The organism is Amycolatopsis acidiphila (assembly GCF_021391495.1).
Classification (GTDB): Bacteria; Actinomycetota; Actinomycetes; order Mycobacteriales; family Pseudonocardiaceae; genus Amycolatopsis_E; species Amycolatopsis_E acidiphila.
Genome location: NZ_CP090063.1, coordinates 1,051,362 through 1,065,946, shown reverse-complemented (window position 1 = coordinate 1,065,946; position 14,585 = coordinate 1,051,362). Strand labels below are relative to the sequence as shown.

6 protein-coding genes and 2 rRNA genes are annotated in these 14,585 nt (G+C 65.5%); 2 read left to right on the top strand and 6 right to left on the bottom strand.

Annotation, left to right across the window (positions count from 1 at the left end):
- Nucleotides 1–80: 80 nt before the first annotated feature.
- The 4 genes from LWP59_RS05235 to LWP59_RS05220 all read right to left on the bottom strand — a co-directional run bounded on the left by LWP59_RS05235 (nucleotide 81) and on the right by LWP59_RS05220 (nucleotide 8,102).
- Nucleotides 81–3,208 (bottom strand): 23S ribosomal RNA (locus tag LWP59_RS05235).
- Between the two features lie 302 nt (nucleotides 3,209–3,510).
- Nucleotides 3,511–5,031, bottom strand: a 16S ribosomal RNA gene (locus LWP59_RS05230).
- Together the 16S and 23S rRNA genes form the textbook arrangement of a ribosomal RNA operon.
- Before the next feature lie 386 nt (nucleotides 5,032–5,417).
- Nucleotides 5,418–6,761 (bottom strand): glutamine synthetase family protein, encoded by a 1,344-nt coding sequence (locus tag LWP59_RS05225; protein WP_144645924.1) that lies wholly within the window; start codon nucleotides 6,759–6,761, stop codon nucleotides 5,418–5,420.
- Between the two features lie 9 nt (nucleotides 6,762–6,770).
- Nucleotides 6,771–8,102 carry an MFS transporter gene (locus LWP59_RS05220; RefSeq protein ID WP_144645926.1) on the bottom strand — a complete coding sequence of 444 codons (1,332 nt, stop codon included), beginning with the start codon at nucleotides 8,100–8,102 and terminating at the stop codon, nucleotides 6,771–6,773.
- 74 nt (nucleotides 8,103–8,176) lie between these two features.
- Between LWP59_RS05220 and LWP59_RS05215 the strand changes: the two genes are divergently transcribed.
- Nucleotides 8,177–8,875, top strand: a complete 699-nt coding sequence (locus LWP59_RS05215; RefSeq protein ID WP_144645928.1) for an LppX_LprAFG lipoprotein — start codon at nucleotides 8,177–8,179, stop codon at nucleotides 8,873–8,875.
- Nucleotides 8,876–8,884: 9 nt separating this feature from the next.
- Here LWP59_RS05215 and LWP59_RS05210 read toward each other — a convergent pair whose 3' ends face one another.
- On the bottom strand, nucleotides 8,885–10,468 hold the full coding sequence (locus LWP59_RS05210; protein WP_229858627.1) for an alpha/beta hydrolase: 1,584 nt from the start codon (nucleotides 10,466–10,468) through the stop codon (nucleotides 8,885–8,887).
- A gap of 22 nt (nucleotides 10,469–10,490) precedes the next feature.
- Nucleotides 10,491–12,068 carry an alpha/beta hydrolase gene (locus LWP59_RS05205; RefSeq protein WP_373300084.1) on the bottom strand — a complete coding sequence of 526 codons (1,578 nt, stop codon included), beginning with the start codon at nucleotides 12,066–12,068 and terminating at the stop codon, nucleotides 10,491–10,493.
- Nucleotides 12,069–12,192: 124 nt separating this feature from the next.
- On the opposite strand from LWP59_RS05205, the gene secA2 reads away from it, so the two are divergent.
- Nucleotides 12,193–14,520 carry an accessory Sec system translocase SecA2 gene (gene secA2, locus LWP59_RS05200; protein ID WP_144645930.1) on the top strand — a complete coding sequence of 776 codons (2,328 nt, stop codon included), beginning with the start codon at nucleotides 12,193–12,195 and terminating at the stop codon, nucleotides 14,518–14,520.
- Nucleotides 14,521–14,585: the final 65 nt, after the last annotated feature.

Genomic DNA, 14,585 nt, shown 5'->3' with positions numbered 1-14,585 from the left:
ACACACGGCCCCACACCCACCGAAATGGTGGTGTGGGTGTGTGGTGTTTCAGAGCTGTAGAGTGGATGCGTAGCGTCTTCGTGGGCAAGTCCTCGGCCTATTAGTACCAGTCAACTCGAAAACACATTACTGTGCGTCCATTTCTGGCCTATCAACCCCATCGTCTCTAGGGGGCCTTAACCCATGAAGGGTGGGAGACCTCATCTTGGAACAGGCTTCCCGCTTAGATGCCTTCAGCGGTTATCCCTTCCGAACGTAGCTAACCAGCCATGCCACTGGCGTGACAACTGGCATACCAGAGGTTCGTCCGTCCCGGTCCTCTCGTACTAGGGACAGCCTTCCGCAAGTCTCCTACGCGCGCGGCGGATAGGGACCGAACTGTCTCACGACGTTCTAAACCCAGCTCGCGTGCCGCTTTAATGGGCGAACAGCCCAACCCTTGGGACCTACTCCGGCCCCAGGATGCGACGAGCCGACATCGAGGTGCCAAACCATGCCGTCGATATGGACTCTTGGGCAAGATCAGCCTGTTATCCCCGGGGTACCTTTTATCCGTTGAGCGACACCCCTTCCACCAGGAGGTGCCGGATCACTAGTCCCGACTTTCGTCCCTGCTCGACCTGTCAGTCTCACAGTCAAGCTCCCTTGTGCACTTACACTCACCACCTGATTGCCAACCAGGCTGAGGGAACCTTTGGGCGCCTCCGTTACTCTTTGGGAGGCAACCGCCCCAGTTAAACTACCCACCAGGCACTGTCCCTGAACCGGATCACGGTCCGAGGTTCAGATTCCCAATCCGGTCAGAGTGGTATTTCAACAACGACTCCACCCCCACTAGCGTGAGGGCTTCACAGTCTCCCACCTATCCTACACAAACCGAACCGAAAACCAATACCAAGCTATAGTAAAGGTCCCGGGGTCTTTCCGTCCTGCCGCGCGTAACGAGCATCTTTACTCGTAATGCAATTTCGCCGGGCCTGTGGTTGAGACAGCCGGAAAGTCGTTACGCCATTCGTGCAGGTCGGAACTTACCCGACAAGGAATTTCGCTACCTTAGGATGGTTATAGTTACCACCGCCGTTTACTGGCGCTTAAATTCTCAGCTTCACCCCCGAAGGGATTAACCGGTCCTCTTAACGTTCCAGCACCGGGCAGGCGTCAGTCCATATACATCGTCTTACGACTTCGCATGGACCTGTGTTTTTAGTAAACAGTCGCTTTCCGCTGGTCTCTGCGGCCAACTCACCCTAGCCCGCGAAGGGCTTCAAGTGCTTTGGCCCCCCTTCTCCCGAAGTTACGGGGGCATTTTGCCGAGTTCCTTAACCACAGTTCACCCGATCGCCTTGGTATTCTCTACCTGACCACCTGTGTCGGTTTGGGGTACGGGCCGCACATGTTCTCGCTAGAGGCTTTTCTCGGCAGCATAGGATCACTCTACTTCGCCTCAACGGCTACGCATCACGTCTCAACCTTCATGAGCGGCGGATTTACCTACCACTCGGCCTACACGCTTACACCAGTACAACCACTCACTGGCGGAGCTACCTTCCTGCGTCACCCCATCGCTTAACTACTACTGGCTCAGGCTCCACGCTCCCTCACCTCAACCCGAAGGTCTCGGCAAGTTCGGGTGGTTAGTATCACCAGCCTCGCTATGGGCGAACATACGCGGGTACGGGAATATCAACCCGTTGTCCATCGACTACGCCTGTCGGCCTCGCCTTAGGTCCCGACTCACCCTGGGCAGATTAACTTGACCCAGGAACCCTTGGTCATCCGGCGGCAGAGGTTCTCACTCTGCATTCGCTACTCATGCCTGCATTCTCACTCCCACACCCTCCACCGCTAGCTTCCGCCACGGCTTCCCCGGATGCAGGACGCTCCCCTACCCATCAACACGACTGGATGATCACTGCATGAGCGATCATCGATCTATATGTGTCAATGACACGGCTTCGGCGGTGTGCTTAAGCCCCGCTACATTGTCGGCGCAGGACCACTTGACCAGTGAGCTATTACGCACTCTTTCAAGGGTGGCTGCTTCTAAGCCAACCTCCTGGTTGTCTGGGCAATCCCACATCCTTTCCCACTGAGCACACACTTCGGGGCCTTAGCCGGTGTTCTGGGCTGTTTCCCTCTCGACGACGAAGCTTATCCCCCGCCGTCTCACTGCCGTACTCTCACATGATGGTATTCGGAGTTTGGTTGACTTCGGTAACCCGGTAAGGCCCCTAGGCCATCCAGTAGCTCTACCCCCACCATGAAACATACGACGCTGCACCTAAATGCATTTCGGGGAGAACCAGCTATCACGGAGTTTGATTGGCCTTTCACCCCTACCCACAACTCATCCCCCAGGTTTTCAACCCTGGTGGGTTCGGGCCTCCACACCGTCTTACCGGCGCTTCACCCTGGCCATGGGTAGATCACTCCGCTTCGGGTCTAGACCACGCGACTCAATCGCCCTATTCGGACTCGCTTTCGCTACGGCTACCCCACCCGGGTTAACCTCGCCACGCAGCACTAACTCGCAGGCTCATTCTTCAAAAGGCACGCCATCACCCTGTCGTCGAAACGACTGCCAGGCTCTGACGGCTTGTAGGCACACGGTTTCAGGTACTCTTTCACTCCCCTCCCGGGGTACTTTTCATCTTTCCCTCACGGTACTAGTCCGCTATCGGTCACCAGGAAGTATTTAGGCTTACCGGGTGGTCCCGGCAGATTCACAGCAAATTCCACGAGCTCGCTGCTACTCGGGAACACCACCACACAACACCCACACAGTTTTCGCGTACGGGACTCTCACCCACTCCGGTCCACCATCCCAGGCGGTTCCACTAACCATGCAGCATCATGCCAGAGATGTCAGTCTCTGGAAGATGGGTCCCACAACCCCACGCACACAACCCCTGACAGGTATCACATGCACGCGGTTTAGCCTCCTCCGCTTTCGCTCGCCACTACTCACGGAATCACTTTTGTTTTCTCTTCCTACGGGTACTGAGATGTTTCACTTCCCCGCGTTCCCTCCACACCGTCTATACATTCAACGGCGGGTAACACCTCATCACAGGTGCTGGGTTTCCCCATTCGGACACCCTCGGATCACAGCTCGGTTGACAGCTCCCCGAGGCTTATCGCAGCCTCCCACGTCCTTCATCGGCTCCTGATGCCAAGACATCCACCATGCGCCCATAACAACTTGACCACAAAGATGCTCGCATCCACTCTACAGTTCTCAAACACCACACCCAGAGGCGTGTTGCCTCAGGACCCAACAGCGTGCCAGGAACATTCCCCCACCAACCCCAACGCACCCCGTTCCACACCCCCCGAAGAGAGCAGTACTAGAAGCCGCCAGCAAGCCAGCAGACGAACCTCAACCAGTAGCTCCACAATTCCTTGAGCGTCCAGACAACACCACGAACGGATGTTCAGCCTGGCCACCCCGCCACCACCGCGACCCCAAAAGAGGGGACACGAGAATGCCGGATGTGTTGTGCTCCTTAGAAAGGAGGTGATCCAGCCGCACCTTCCGGTACGGCTACCTTGTTACGACTTCGTCCCAATCGCCAGTCCCACCTTCGACCACTCCCTCCCCTTACGGGGTTGGGCCGTGGGCTTCGGGTGTTACCGACTTTCATGACGTGACGGGCGGTGTGTACAAGGCCCGGGAACGTATTCACCGCAGCGTTGCTGATCTGCGATTACTAGCGACTCCGACTTCACGCAGTCGAGTTGCAGACTACGATCCGAACTGAGACCGGCTTTAAGGGATTCGCTCCACCTCGCGGTATCGCAACCCTCTGTACCAGCCATTGTAGCATGTGTGAAGCCCTGGACATAAGGGGCATGATGACTTGACGTCATCCCCACCTTCCTCCGAGTTGACCCCGGCAGTCTCCCGCGAGTCCCCGCCATTACGCGCTGGCAACACAGGATAAGGGTTGCGCTCGTTGCGGGACTTAACCCAACATCTCACGACACGAGCTGACGACAGCCATGCACCACCTGCACACCGGCCACAAGGGGGCCGACATCTCTGCCGGTTTCCAGTGCATGTCAAGCCCAGGTAAGGTTCTTCGCGTTGCATCGAATTAATCCACATGCTCCGCCGCTTGTGCGGGCCCCCGTCAATTCCTTTGAGTTTTAGCCTTGCGGCCGTACTCCCCAGGCGGGGCGCTTAATGCGTTAGCTACGGCACGGACAACGTGGATGTCGCCCACACCTAGCGCCCAACGTTTACAGCGTGGACTACCAGGGTATCTAATCCTGTTCGCTCCCCACGCTTTCGCTCCTCAGCGTCAGTATCGGCCCAGAGACCCGCCTTCGCCACCGGTGTTCCTCCTGATATCTGCGCATTTCACCGCTACACCAGGAATTCCAGTCTCCCCTACCGAACTCAAGTCTGCCCGTATCGACCGCAAGCTGAAGGTTAAGCCTCCAGTTTTCACGGCCGACGCAACAAACCGCCTACGAGCTCTTTACGCCCAATAATTCCGGACAACGCTCGCACCCTACGTATTACCGCGGCTGCTGGCACGTAGTTAGCCGGTGCTTCTTCTCCAGGTACCGTCACTCGCGCTTCGTCCCTGGCGAAAGAGGTTTACAACCCGAAGGCCGTCATCCCTCACGCGGCGTCGCTGCATCAGGCTTGCGCCCATTGTGCAATATTCCCCACTGCTGCCTCCCGTAGGAGTCTGGGCCGTGTCTCAGTCCCAGTGTGGCCGGTCACCCTCTCAGGCCGGCTACCCGTCGTCGCCTTGGTAGGCCATCACCCCACCAACAAGCTGATAGGCCGCGGGCTCACCCTGTACCGCCAGAACTTTCCACCACCCCAGATGCCTGAGATGGTCGTATCCGGTATTAGACCCCGTTTCCAGGGCTTATCCCAAAGTACAGGACAGATTACCCACGTGTTACTCACCCGTTCGCCACTCATCCACCACCGAAGTGGCTTCAGCGTTCGACTTGCATGTGTTAAGCACGCCGCCAGCGTTCGTCCTGAGCCAGGATCAAACTCTCCAACAATGTCAGAAAATCCGATCGACTCACCAAAAATAGTCAATCTCAAAGGAACCCAAAACGGGTTCAAAAACAAAGCTCTACTGGCTTAGTTCACTAGCACACTGTTGAGTTCTCAAACAACACACAACCGAAACCGCATTCACGCTTTTTGTTTACCCGAAGGAGGGCTGCTTCTACCGCTACTCATTCGTAGTGGTTGTTGGCGGCTCCACCTCAGGACCGTCGCAGTACATTACCCGGTTCGGTTCGCGGTGTCAACCGCCCGACCCTGGCTTCCGTCGGCCGGGGCTTTCGGCCCCGTCCGCCCGGTTTCCCTGGCGACGAAGAGAAGATTACACGCGCCGGAACACCCCTGAAACAGGGGGGTCACTTACCGGTGAAACCCCTGGTCAGAGCACAGGAAGCAGGGTTTTCAGCTCGTACGGCGTCACCGCGCTGCGGTAGTTGTCCCACTCCACCCGCTTGTTGCGGATGAAGAAGTCGTAGACGTGCTCGCCCAGCGCTTCGGGCAACAACTCGGAACGCTCCATCTCCGCGAGCGCCTCACCGAGGTTCTGCGGCAACTGCTCGTAGCCGGCCGCCTTGCGCTCGACGTCGGTCAGCGACCAGATGTTGTCCTCGGCGGGCGGTGGGAGCTCGTAGCCCTTCTCGATCCCCTTGAGCCCGGCGGCGAGCACCACCGAATAGGCCAGGTACGGGTTGCAGGCCGAGTCGATCGTGCGGATCTCCACCCGGCGCGAGCTCGCCTTGCCCGGGGAGTAGTTGGGCACCCGCACGAGCGCGGAGCGGTTGGCCCGGCCCCACGACACCGTCGTCGGCGCCTCACCTCCGCTGATCAGCCGTTTGTACGAGTTGACCCACTGGTTGGTGATCGCCGAGATCTCACGTGCGTGATAGAGCAGGCCGGCGACGAAGGCCTTGCCCGTCTCCGACAGCTCGAACGGGTCCTCCGGGTTGTGGAAGGCGTTGCGGTCGCCCTCGAACAGGGAGACGTGGGTGTGCATGCCCGAGCCCGGCTGGTTCGTGAAGGGCTTCGGCATGAAGCTCGCGTAGACCCCCTGGGTCAGCGCGACCTCCTTGATCACGTAGCGGAACGTCATCACGTTGTCGGCCATCGTCAGCGCATCGGCGTAGCGCAGGTCGATCTCCTGCTGACCCGGCGCGTTCTCGTGATGGCTGAACTCGACCGAGATGCCCATCGCCTCGAGCGTCTCGATCGCGTGCCGGCGGAAGTGCGTCGCGCGGGCGTGGCTGGCCTGGTCGAAGTACCCGCCGTTGTCCGCGGGCTCGGGTTCGCTGCCGTCGTCGCGCAGGTCGGAGAGCAGGAAGAACTCGATCTCCGGGTGCACGTAGCAGGTGAACCCGGCCTCCCCCGCCTTGGACAGCTGGCGGCGCAGGACGTGGCGCGGGTCGGCCCAGGACGGCGACCCGTCGGGCATCGCGATGTCGCAGAACATCCGCGCGGAGTAGTGGCCGCCCTCCTCGGTCTCCCAGGGCAGCACCTGGAACGTGGACGGGTCTGGCTTGGCGATCATGTCCGATTCGTAGACGCGCGCGAAGCCTTCGATGGCCGATCCGTCGAACCCGATCCCGTCACTGAACGCGCCCTCGAGCTCCGCGGGGGCGACGGCAACCGACTTGAGAAATCCCAGTACGTCGGTGAACCAGAGTCGGACGAAGCGGATGTCACGTTCTTCCAGCGTGCGCAGCACGAACTCCTGCTGGCGATCCATGGGCGCACCCTACGGCCGCTGTGTTAACGCCATGTTTCGTCGCTTTCCGCGTGCCCCGACCGAGGGAATCGCCAGTGAGAACACCGCTGCAAGGGCGCACAAACCGCCCGCCAGGTACCACGCGAGGTCGTAACTTCCGAGCTGGTCGTGGATCACCCCGGCGCCGACCGCGGCGATCGACGCGCCCACCTGGTGCGAGGCGAACACCCAGCCGAAGACGATCGGGCCGGTGAGGCCGAACCGCTCCCGGCACAGCGCGACCGTCGGCGGCACCGTGGCGACCCAGTCCAGGCCGTAGAAGATGATGAACGCCCACATCGGCGGCTGCGTCGTCGGCGCGAACAGGTGCGGCAGCAGCAGGAGCGAGATGCCGCGCAGGATGTAGTACCCGCCGAGCAGGCGGCGCGGGTCGACGCGGTCGGTGAACCAGCCCGAGGCGATGGTGCCGGCGACGTCGAAGATCCCGACCAGCGCGAGCAGCGAGGCCGCTGTCGTCGGCGGCATCCCGTGCTCGTGTGCGGCCGGCACGAAGTGGGTCCCGACCAGGCCGTTCGTCGACGCGCCGCAGATCGCGAAGCCGCCGGCGAGCAGCCAGAACACTCTCGTCTTCGCGGCGTCGCGCAGGGCGGTCAGCGCTCGGCGCGCGGTCCCGCGAGCGGGCTGCGGCTTCTCTTCCGCTTCGGTCGCGCCGTACGCCGTCGTGCCGACGTCGGCGGGGTGATCGTGCAGGAAGATCAGCGTGATGGGCACGACCGCCAGCGCGGCGAACGCCACCACCAGGGACGCCGTGCGCCAGCCGTCGTGGCCGGCCAGTGCCGCGAGCACCGGCAGGAACACCAGCTGACCGGCCGCGCCCGCCGCGGTCAGGATGCCGCTGACGAGACCGCGGTGCCGGACGAACCAGCGCGCGGTGACGGTCGCGACGAAGGCCAGCGCCATCGACCCCGTCCCGAGCCCCACGAGCACGCCCCAGCACAACAGCAGCTGCCAGCTCGCCGTCATGAACACGGTCAGCCCGCTACCCGCGGCCACCAGGACCAGCGCCCCGGTGACCACCCGGCGCATCCCGAGCCGCTCCATCAGCGCCGCGGCGAACGGCGCGGTCAGCCCGTAGAGCAGGAGGTTGATCGAGACCGCGGACGAGATCGTGGCCGTGGACCAGCCGAACTCGTCGTGCAGGGGGTCGATGAGCACGCTCGGGGTCGCCCGGAAACCGGCCGCCCCGACGAGCGCGACGAAGGCGGCGAAGGCCACCGGCCAGGCGCGGTGGAGCCGTGGTCGAGTTGTCACCCGATCAGCTTCCGAGATCACGGGCGCCTCGGCGAGTGGCCGGTGCGCCATTCTCGGCAAAGATCCGGCCATTCCGTGCCGGGTGTACCGGCGTCGTCCTGACCGGCAACGCTACGGTTATCGACATGCTCCGCCGCCGCACCGCGGGTGTCCTTCTGCTGATCCTGGCGCTCGCCAGTGGTTGCGCCACCTCGCCCGACACGCGCGGTCCCGTGCCCGACGGGGCCGAGCTGGTCACCGCCGCCGCGGCCACGCTCGGGAAGATCTCCAGCGTGCAGTTCGATTTCAGCATCAGCGGCATCATCCCCGGGCTGGACGTGCGCGAGGTCAAGGGCTGGGCGAGCCGGGCGGGCGGCCCGGCGGGGTCGGCCATCGGGCAGGCGGACATGCAGGAGTCGACCAACCGGTTCGAGCTGAAGTACGAGATCACCGGGAACCAGCTGGTGCTCACCGACCAGCACGGGACGCGGACGCAGGAGCCGGTGCCCGCCGAGTACAGCCCCGCCGCGCTGCTGGCGGAAGGGCGCGGGCTGCCGAAGCTGCTGACCAGCGCGACCGGGCTGAAGACCGAGACGAAGGAAGACGTCAAGGGCGTCGAGACGTACCGGGTGACCGGCGAGCTCGGCAAGGACGCGATCGCGAGCGTCGTACCGCAGATCCAGGCCGATGTCGACGTGAAGTTCTGGGTCACGCAGACCGAACCGCGCACGCTCGTCCGGGTGTGGATGCAGGTTCCCCCGCGCCAGCCCAACGAGGGTGCCGTGATGCTGGAGCTGGGGCTTTCCGGGGTGAACACGCCGCCGAGCAGCGCGCCCGGAAGCTGAGGACACCCCCTAGACCTGGCAGCGGGTGCCGGGCGGTGGCAGCGTGCCGTCGACCAGGTACGCGAGACCGTTGACGTCGACGCACTGGTTGCCGTGCAGGAACGCGGTGTGCTGCGCGCCCTCGTAGGTCAGCAGGCCGCCACCCATCTCGCCGGCCAGGGTCACCCCGGCCTGGTACGGCGTCGCCGGGTCGTCGACCGTCGAGATGACCAGCGGCGGCGGCACTCCGGGCAGGAACGGGCGGTGCGGCTGGGACGTGCTCGGCACCGGCCAGGACGCGCAGATGTCGGGCTCGCCCTCGTCCGGGCGGCCGCCGCCGAGGAACGGCGCGGCGGCGAGCATCCGCTGGTGGGTCGCGGTGACCGCGGCGGGCCCCTGCTCACGCGGGTTGTCGATGCAGCGAACGGCGTAGTAGGCGTCCTGCAGGGACGAGTAACGCCCGTCCGCACCACGTTCGTAGTAGCTGTCGGCGAGCTGCAGCAGCGCGCTGCCGTCGCCTGCTCTCAGCAGGTTGAGCCCGGTGTTGAGGATCGGCCAGGACTGCTGCGAGTACATCGCCTCGACGACGGATGTCATCGCGTCGTCGTAGGACAGCGTGCGGCCGCCGCCCGCCCGGGCCGGTGTGGCGAGCAGCGGGCGTGTCAGGTTGTCGAACGTGGCGACGGCTTTGGCCGGATCCTGCCCCACCGCGCAACCGGCGTGCTTCGCGCACTCGGTCGCGAAGAGGCCGAAGGCGTGGGCGAAGCCTTCGCCCTGTGCGACCAGCGAGTGTGTCTCGTCCTCGGTCGGGTCGATCGCCCCGTCCAGGAGCATGACGCGGACGTTCGCCGGAAACGCCTCCGCGTAGCTGTAGCCGATCTGCGTGCCGTACGAGTAGCCCAGGTAGCTCAGCTTCTTGTCGCCGAGCGCGGCCCGCAGGATGTCGAGGTCCTTGACCACGTCACGGGTGCCGACGTTCGCCAGCAGGTCGGCGCCGTCCTCCGTGCGCTGCACGCATTTCGCGGTGAAATCCCGCGCTTCCGCCGTCCAGGCCGCCGCCGACTCCGGCGAGATGCCGTCGCCAGGATGGTTCGCACGCTCCGCGTCGCGTTCGGCATCGGTGAGGCAGCGGACGCGTGGCTCGCTCGCGCCGACGCCTCGCGGGTCGAAGCCGACCAGGTCGAAACGCAGGCCGATCGCCGTGCTCGCGACCGTGGGCGCCAGGTGCGCGGCGGCCTCCATGCCCGAACCGCCGGGACCACCGGGGTTCATGACCAGCGAGCCGATGCGGTCCGCCGGGTCGGACGCCTTGTGCCGCAGCACACCGACCGTGATCGTTTCGCCGTGCGGCCGCGCGTAGTCCAGCGGGACCGTCAGCCGCGCGCACTCCACGCCGGGCGTGTGGAACGCGTCCTGGCTCTGCGCCCCCGTCGCGTAGGGCGCGCAGTCACCCCACGACAGCTGCTGGTCGTAGAACCGGTCCAGGGCATGGACGTCGGACACGGGCGTGGGCCCGGGCCGCGGCGGAGCCTGGACCGGCGTGCATGCGATCAGCAGGCACAGGCACAGCACCAGGCCGAGGACGGTCGGCAGCCGGCTACGACGGAAAGGCACCTGTCACATCGTGCCAGTCCCGTCACTGTCCGGCACAGCGTTTCCCGGACGGCGGGAGGGTTCCGTTCACCAGATAGTCGGTGCCGGCCTGGTCCACGCACGGAATCCCTTGCAGGAAAACGGTGTGCTGTGTGCCTTCGAACGTCAGCAGCGCCCCGTTCATCGCCTTCGCGAGGTTCACCCCGGCCTCGTACGGAGTGGCGGGATCGTTCGTGGTCGAGATCACCAGCACCGGTGGGACACCGGTGACCTTCGGCTCGTGCGGCTCCGAGGTGTTGGGCACCGGCCAGAACGCGCACGAGTCGAGCGCCGCGCCGTTGGGCCTGCCGTCGTCGAGGAACGGCGCGACCTGGTCGTACCGGTTCTCGGCGTTGAGGATCTCCGTCTTGTTCGTGATGCGCGGGTCGTCGACGCAGCGAATCGCGGTGAAGGCGTCCTGGGTGTTCGTGTAGTGGCCGCTCGAGTCGCGCTCGTTGTACTGGTCGGCCAGCGCCATCAGCGTGGTGCCGCGGCCGGACTTCAGCTCGTTGAGGCCGGAGTTCAGCGGCTGCCACAGCTGCTGGGTGTACAGCGCCTGGATCGCGCCGATCGTCGCGTCGTCGAAGGTGAGCTCGCGGCCGTCGTTCAGTCTGACCGGATTGTCGAGCAGTGGCCGGACCAGATCCTGGAACGCCTTGGTGGCGCCGGCCGGGTTCGGGCCCAGCGCACAGTCCGGGCGCGCCGCGCACCAGGCGGCGAACTGGTTGAACGCCACGCCGAATCCGGCGCCCTGCGCGACGAGGGAGTCCGTCTCGTCCTGGTTCGGGTCGAGCGCGCCGTCGAGGATCATCGCGCGGACGTTCTTGGGGAAGGCCTCGGCGTAGGTGTAGCCGATCCGCGTGCCGTAGGAGTAGCCCAGGTACGTGAGTTTCTGTTCGCCGAGGGCAGAACGCAGGACGTCCATGTCCTTGGCGACGTCACGGGTGCCGATGTTGGCCAGCATCGCCGCGCCGTGCTCGGTCCGCTGGGCGCATTTGACGGCGAAGTCCTTCGCCTCGGCCTCCTGCTTCGCGACGCCCGCGGGCGAGCCGTCGGTGTCGAGGTCCTCGGTGCGCTCGGTGTCCCGTTCCTGGTCGGTCAGGCAGGACACCTCCGGCTGGCTCGCGCCGATGCCCCGCGGGTCGAAACCGACCAGGTCGAACCGCTGCCCGAGCTCACTGCTCGAGACCTGTCCGGCCAGGCTCGCCGCGGCGACGATGCCGGACGCGCCGGGCCCGCCGGGGTTGAGCACGAGCGCGCCGATGCGGTCACCCGAAGCCTTGTGCCGGAGCACGCCTATCGTGATCGTGTCGCCCTGCGGCGCCGCGTAGTCCAGCGGCACGGTCAGCCGCGCGCACTGCAGGCCTTTGGTACTCAAGAGGGATCTGGCGTCGTCCGAAGTCGCGTAGGGTCCACAGTCGGACCAGGTCAACGGCTGCGCGTAGAACCTGTCGAGCCCGGCGGGCACCGGCCCCGCCGGTCCCTTCGTCTCGGTCTCGCTCTGCGGTTGCGGCGTGCTCGGCTGCTCGGAGGTGCACCCGGCGAGCGGAGCCAGCAGGCAGACGCCGACGAGGACAGCCACTCGCGCGGTTCGCGACCGGGCTCGCTGTAGGAAGGACACGGCGTGATCGTGCCATCCTGGCGGGGAACACGGGACCCCACCACCTCGTTGGCGGGTGGACTGCAGGAAGAGACAGGAGACCAGGGTGCCAGCACTGATCACCCGGATGGGCAAGCGACTACGCAGGCTCATGGAGCGGCCGGGCAGCGCCGAGCTGAGCCGGTACGAGGCGTTGCTGCCGGCCATCGGCGAGCTCGAGGCCGAGCTGGAAGAGCTCACCGACACCGAGCTCACCGAGCGGGCGGGCAAGCTCCGGCTCGAGGCGGAGTTCGCCGACCCCCAGCTCGTCGAGCTCTGTGCGCTGGGCCGGGAGGCCGCGCGCCGCGCTCTCGACGAGCGCGCCTTCGACGTGCAGCTGCTGGGCACGATGGGGCTGCTGACCGGGCACGTCGTGCAGATGGAGACCGGTGAGGGCAAGACGCTGGCCGGCGCGCTGGCCGCGGCGGGATACGCGCTGCAGGGCAAGCGGGTGCACGTCACGACGGTCAACGACTACCTGGCGCGGCGTGACGCCGAATGGATGAAGCCGGTGTACGACCTGCTCGGCGTGTCCGTGGGCTGGATCGAGCCGTCACTGACCCGCGGGGAGCGGCGCGAGGCGTACGCGCGGGAGATCACCTACGGCGCGGTGAGCGAGATCGGCTTCGACGTCCTGCGGGACAGGCTGGTCACCCGCGTCGAGGACCTGGTGCAGCCCGACCCCGAGGTCGCGATCGTCGACGAGGCGGACTCGGTGCTGGTGGACGAGGCACGCGTGCCGCTGGTGATGGCGGGCTCGGTGGACCACGCGGTCGCCGACGTCGAGGTCGCGAACGTGGTGCGCCGGCTGCGGCTCGGCCTGCACTACGAGACCGACTCCGACGGGCGCAACGCGTGGCTGACCACCGCGGGCGCCTCCGTGGTCGAGAAGGCGCTCGGCGGGATCGACCTGTACGGCGAGTCCGGGTCCGACCGGCTCGCGGCGGTGAACGTGGCGCTGCACGCGCACGCGCTGCTGACCCGCGACGTCGACTACCTGGTGCGCGACGGCAAGGTCCAGCTGATCAACGCCTCGCGCGGCCGGGTCGCCGAGCTGCAGCGCTGGCCGGACGGCCTGCAGGCCGCGGTCGAGGCGAAGGAGCAGCTGCCCGCGACCGACCGCGGCGAGATCCTCGACTCGATCACCGTGCAGGCACTGCTCGCGCGGTATCCGCAGGTGGCGGGCATGACCGGTACCGCGGTCGCGGTCGCCGAGCAGCTGCGCGAGTTCTACAAGCTCGAGGTCGCGGTCATCCCGCCGAACAAGCCGAACGTCCGCGAGGACCACCCGGACCGGATCTTCGCGTCGCCGTCGCAGAAGCTGCGCGCGATCGAGGCGGAGATCCGCGAGGTGCACGAGACCGGCCGGCCGATCCTCGTCGGCACCCAGGACGTCGCCGAGTCCGAGGAGCTGGCGGAGAAGCTGGCGAAGATCGACCTGCCGTGCGTGGTGCTGAACGCGCGCAACGACGCCGAGGAAGCGGGGATCATCGCCGAGGCCGGCACCTACGGCGCGGTCACCGTGTCGACCCAGATGGCCGGCCGCGGCACCGACATCCGCCTCGGCGGCGCCGACGGCAAGGACCGGGAGCGGGTCGCCGAGCTGGGCGGGCTGCACGTGATCGGCACGGCGCGGTACCCGTCGAGCCGGCTGGACGGCCAGCTCCGTGGCCGGTCCGGCCGTCAGGGCGATCCGGGCAGCGCGGTGTTCTTCGCGTCGCTGAACGACGAGCTCGTGTTGTCGAACGCGCCGGACGTGCCCGAAGGCATCGCCGCCGACGACGAGACCGGCGAGATCACCGACCCCGCGGCGCAGCGGCAGATCAACCACGCGCAGCGGGTCGCCGAGGGCGTGCACCTGGAGATCCACCGCAACACCTGGCGGTACACGCGGCTGATCGAGCACCAGCGGCGTGAGCTGCTGGCGCACCGCGACAAGCTGCTGCGGACCGCGCTCGCGGCGGAGACGCTGAAGGAAGCGGCGCCGAAGCAGTACGAGGAGCTGGCGGAGGCGCTCGACGACGAGGCGCTGGAGCAGACGTGCCGGGAGATCGTGCTCTTCCACCTGGACGAGCTGTGGTCGGACCACCTGGCGTACCTCACGGACGTGCGGGAGAGCATCCACCTGCGCGCGATCGCCCGTGAGACGCCGCTGGACGAGTTCCACCGGCTCGCGATCCCCGAGTTCCACAAGATCATCCCGGCGATCGAGGAGCGTTCGGTGAAGACGCTCGAAGAGGCGGAGATCGGCGAGAACGGGGTCGACCTGTCGGCCTCCGGCGTGCGGCGGCCCAGCTCGACCTGGACCTACCTGGTGCACGACAACCCGTTCGACTCGGACTTCGAGCAGACGCTCAAGCAGGTCCGCAGCCTGATCAAGCGCGGCAAGGACTGAGTCCCGCCCGCTCCGGGGTTGCCCTTGCGCACATTCGGCTGTGGGCCGCCCCGGGGTGGGTGAGA

Bases quoted from the DNA above. Each gene is read 5' to 3' on its own strand.
- LWP59_RS05225 (WP_144645924.1), bottom strand. From the start codon at position 6,761: ATGGATCGCCAGCAGGAGTTCGTGCTGCGCACGCTGGAAGAACGTGAC.
- LWP59_RS05220 (WP_144645926.1), bottom strand. From the start codon at position 8,102: ATGGCGCACCGGCCACTCGCCGAGGCGCCCGTGATCTCGGAAGCTGAT.
- LWP59_RS05215 (WP_144645928.1), top strand. From the start codon at position 8,177: ATGCTCCGCCGCCGCACCGCGGGTGTCCTTCTGCTGATCCTGGCGCTC.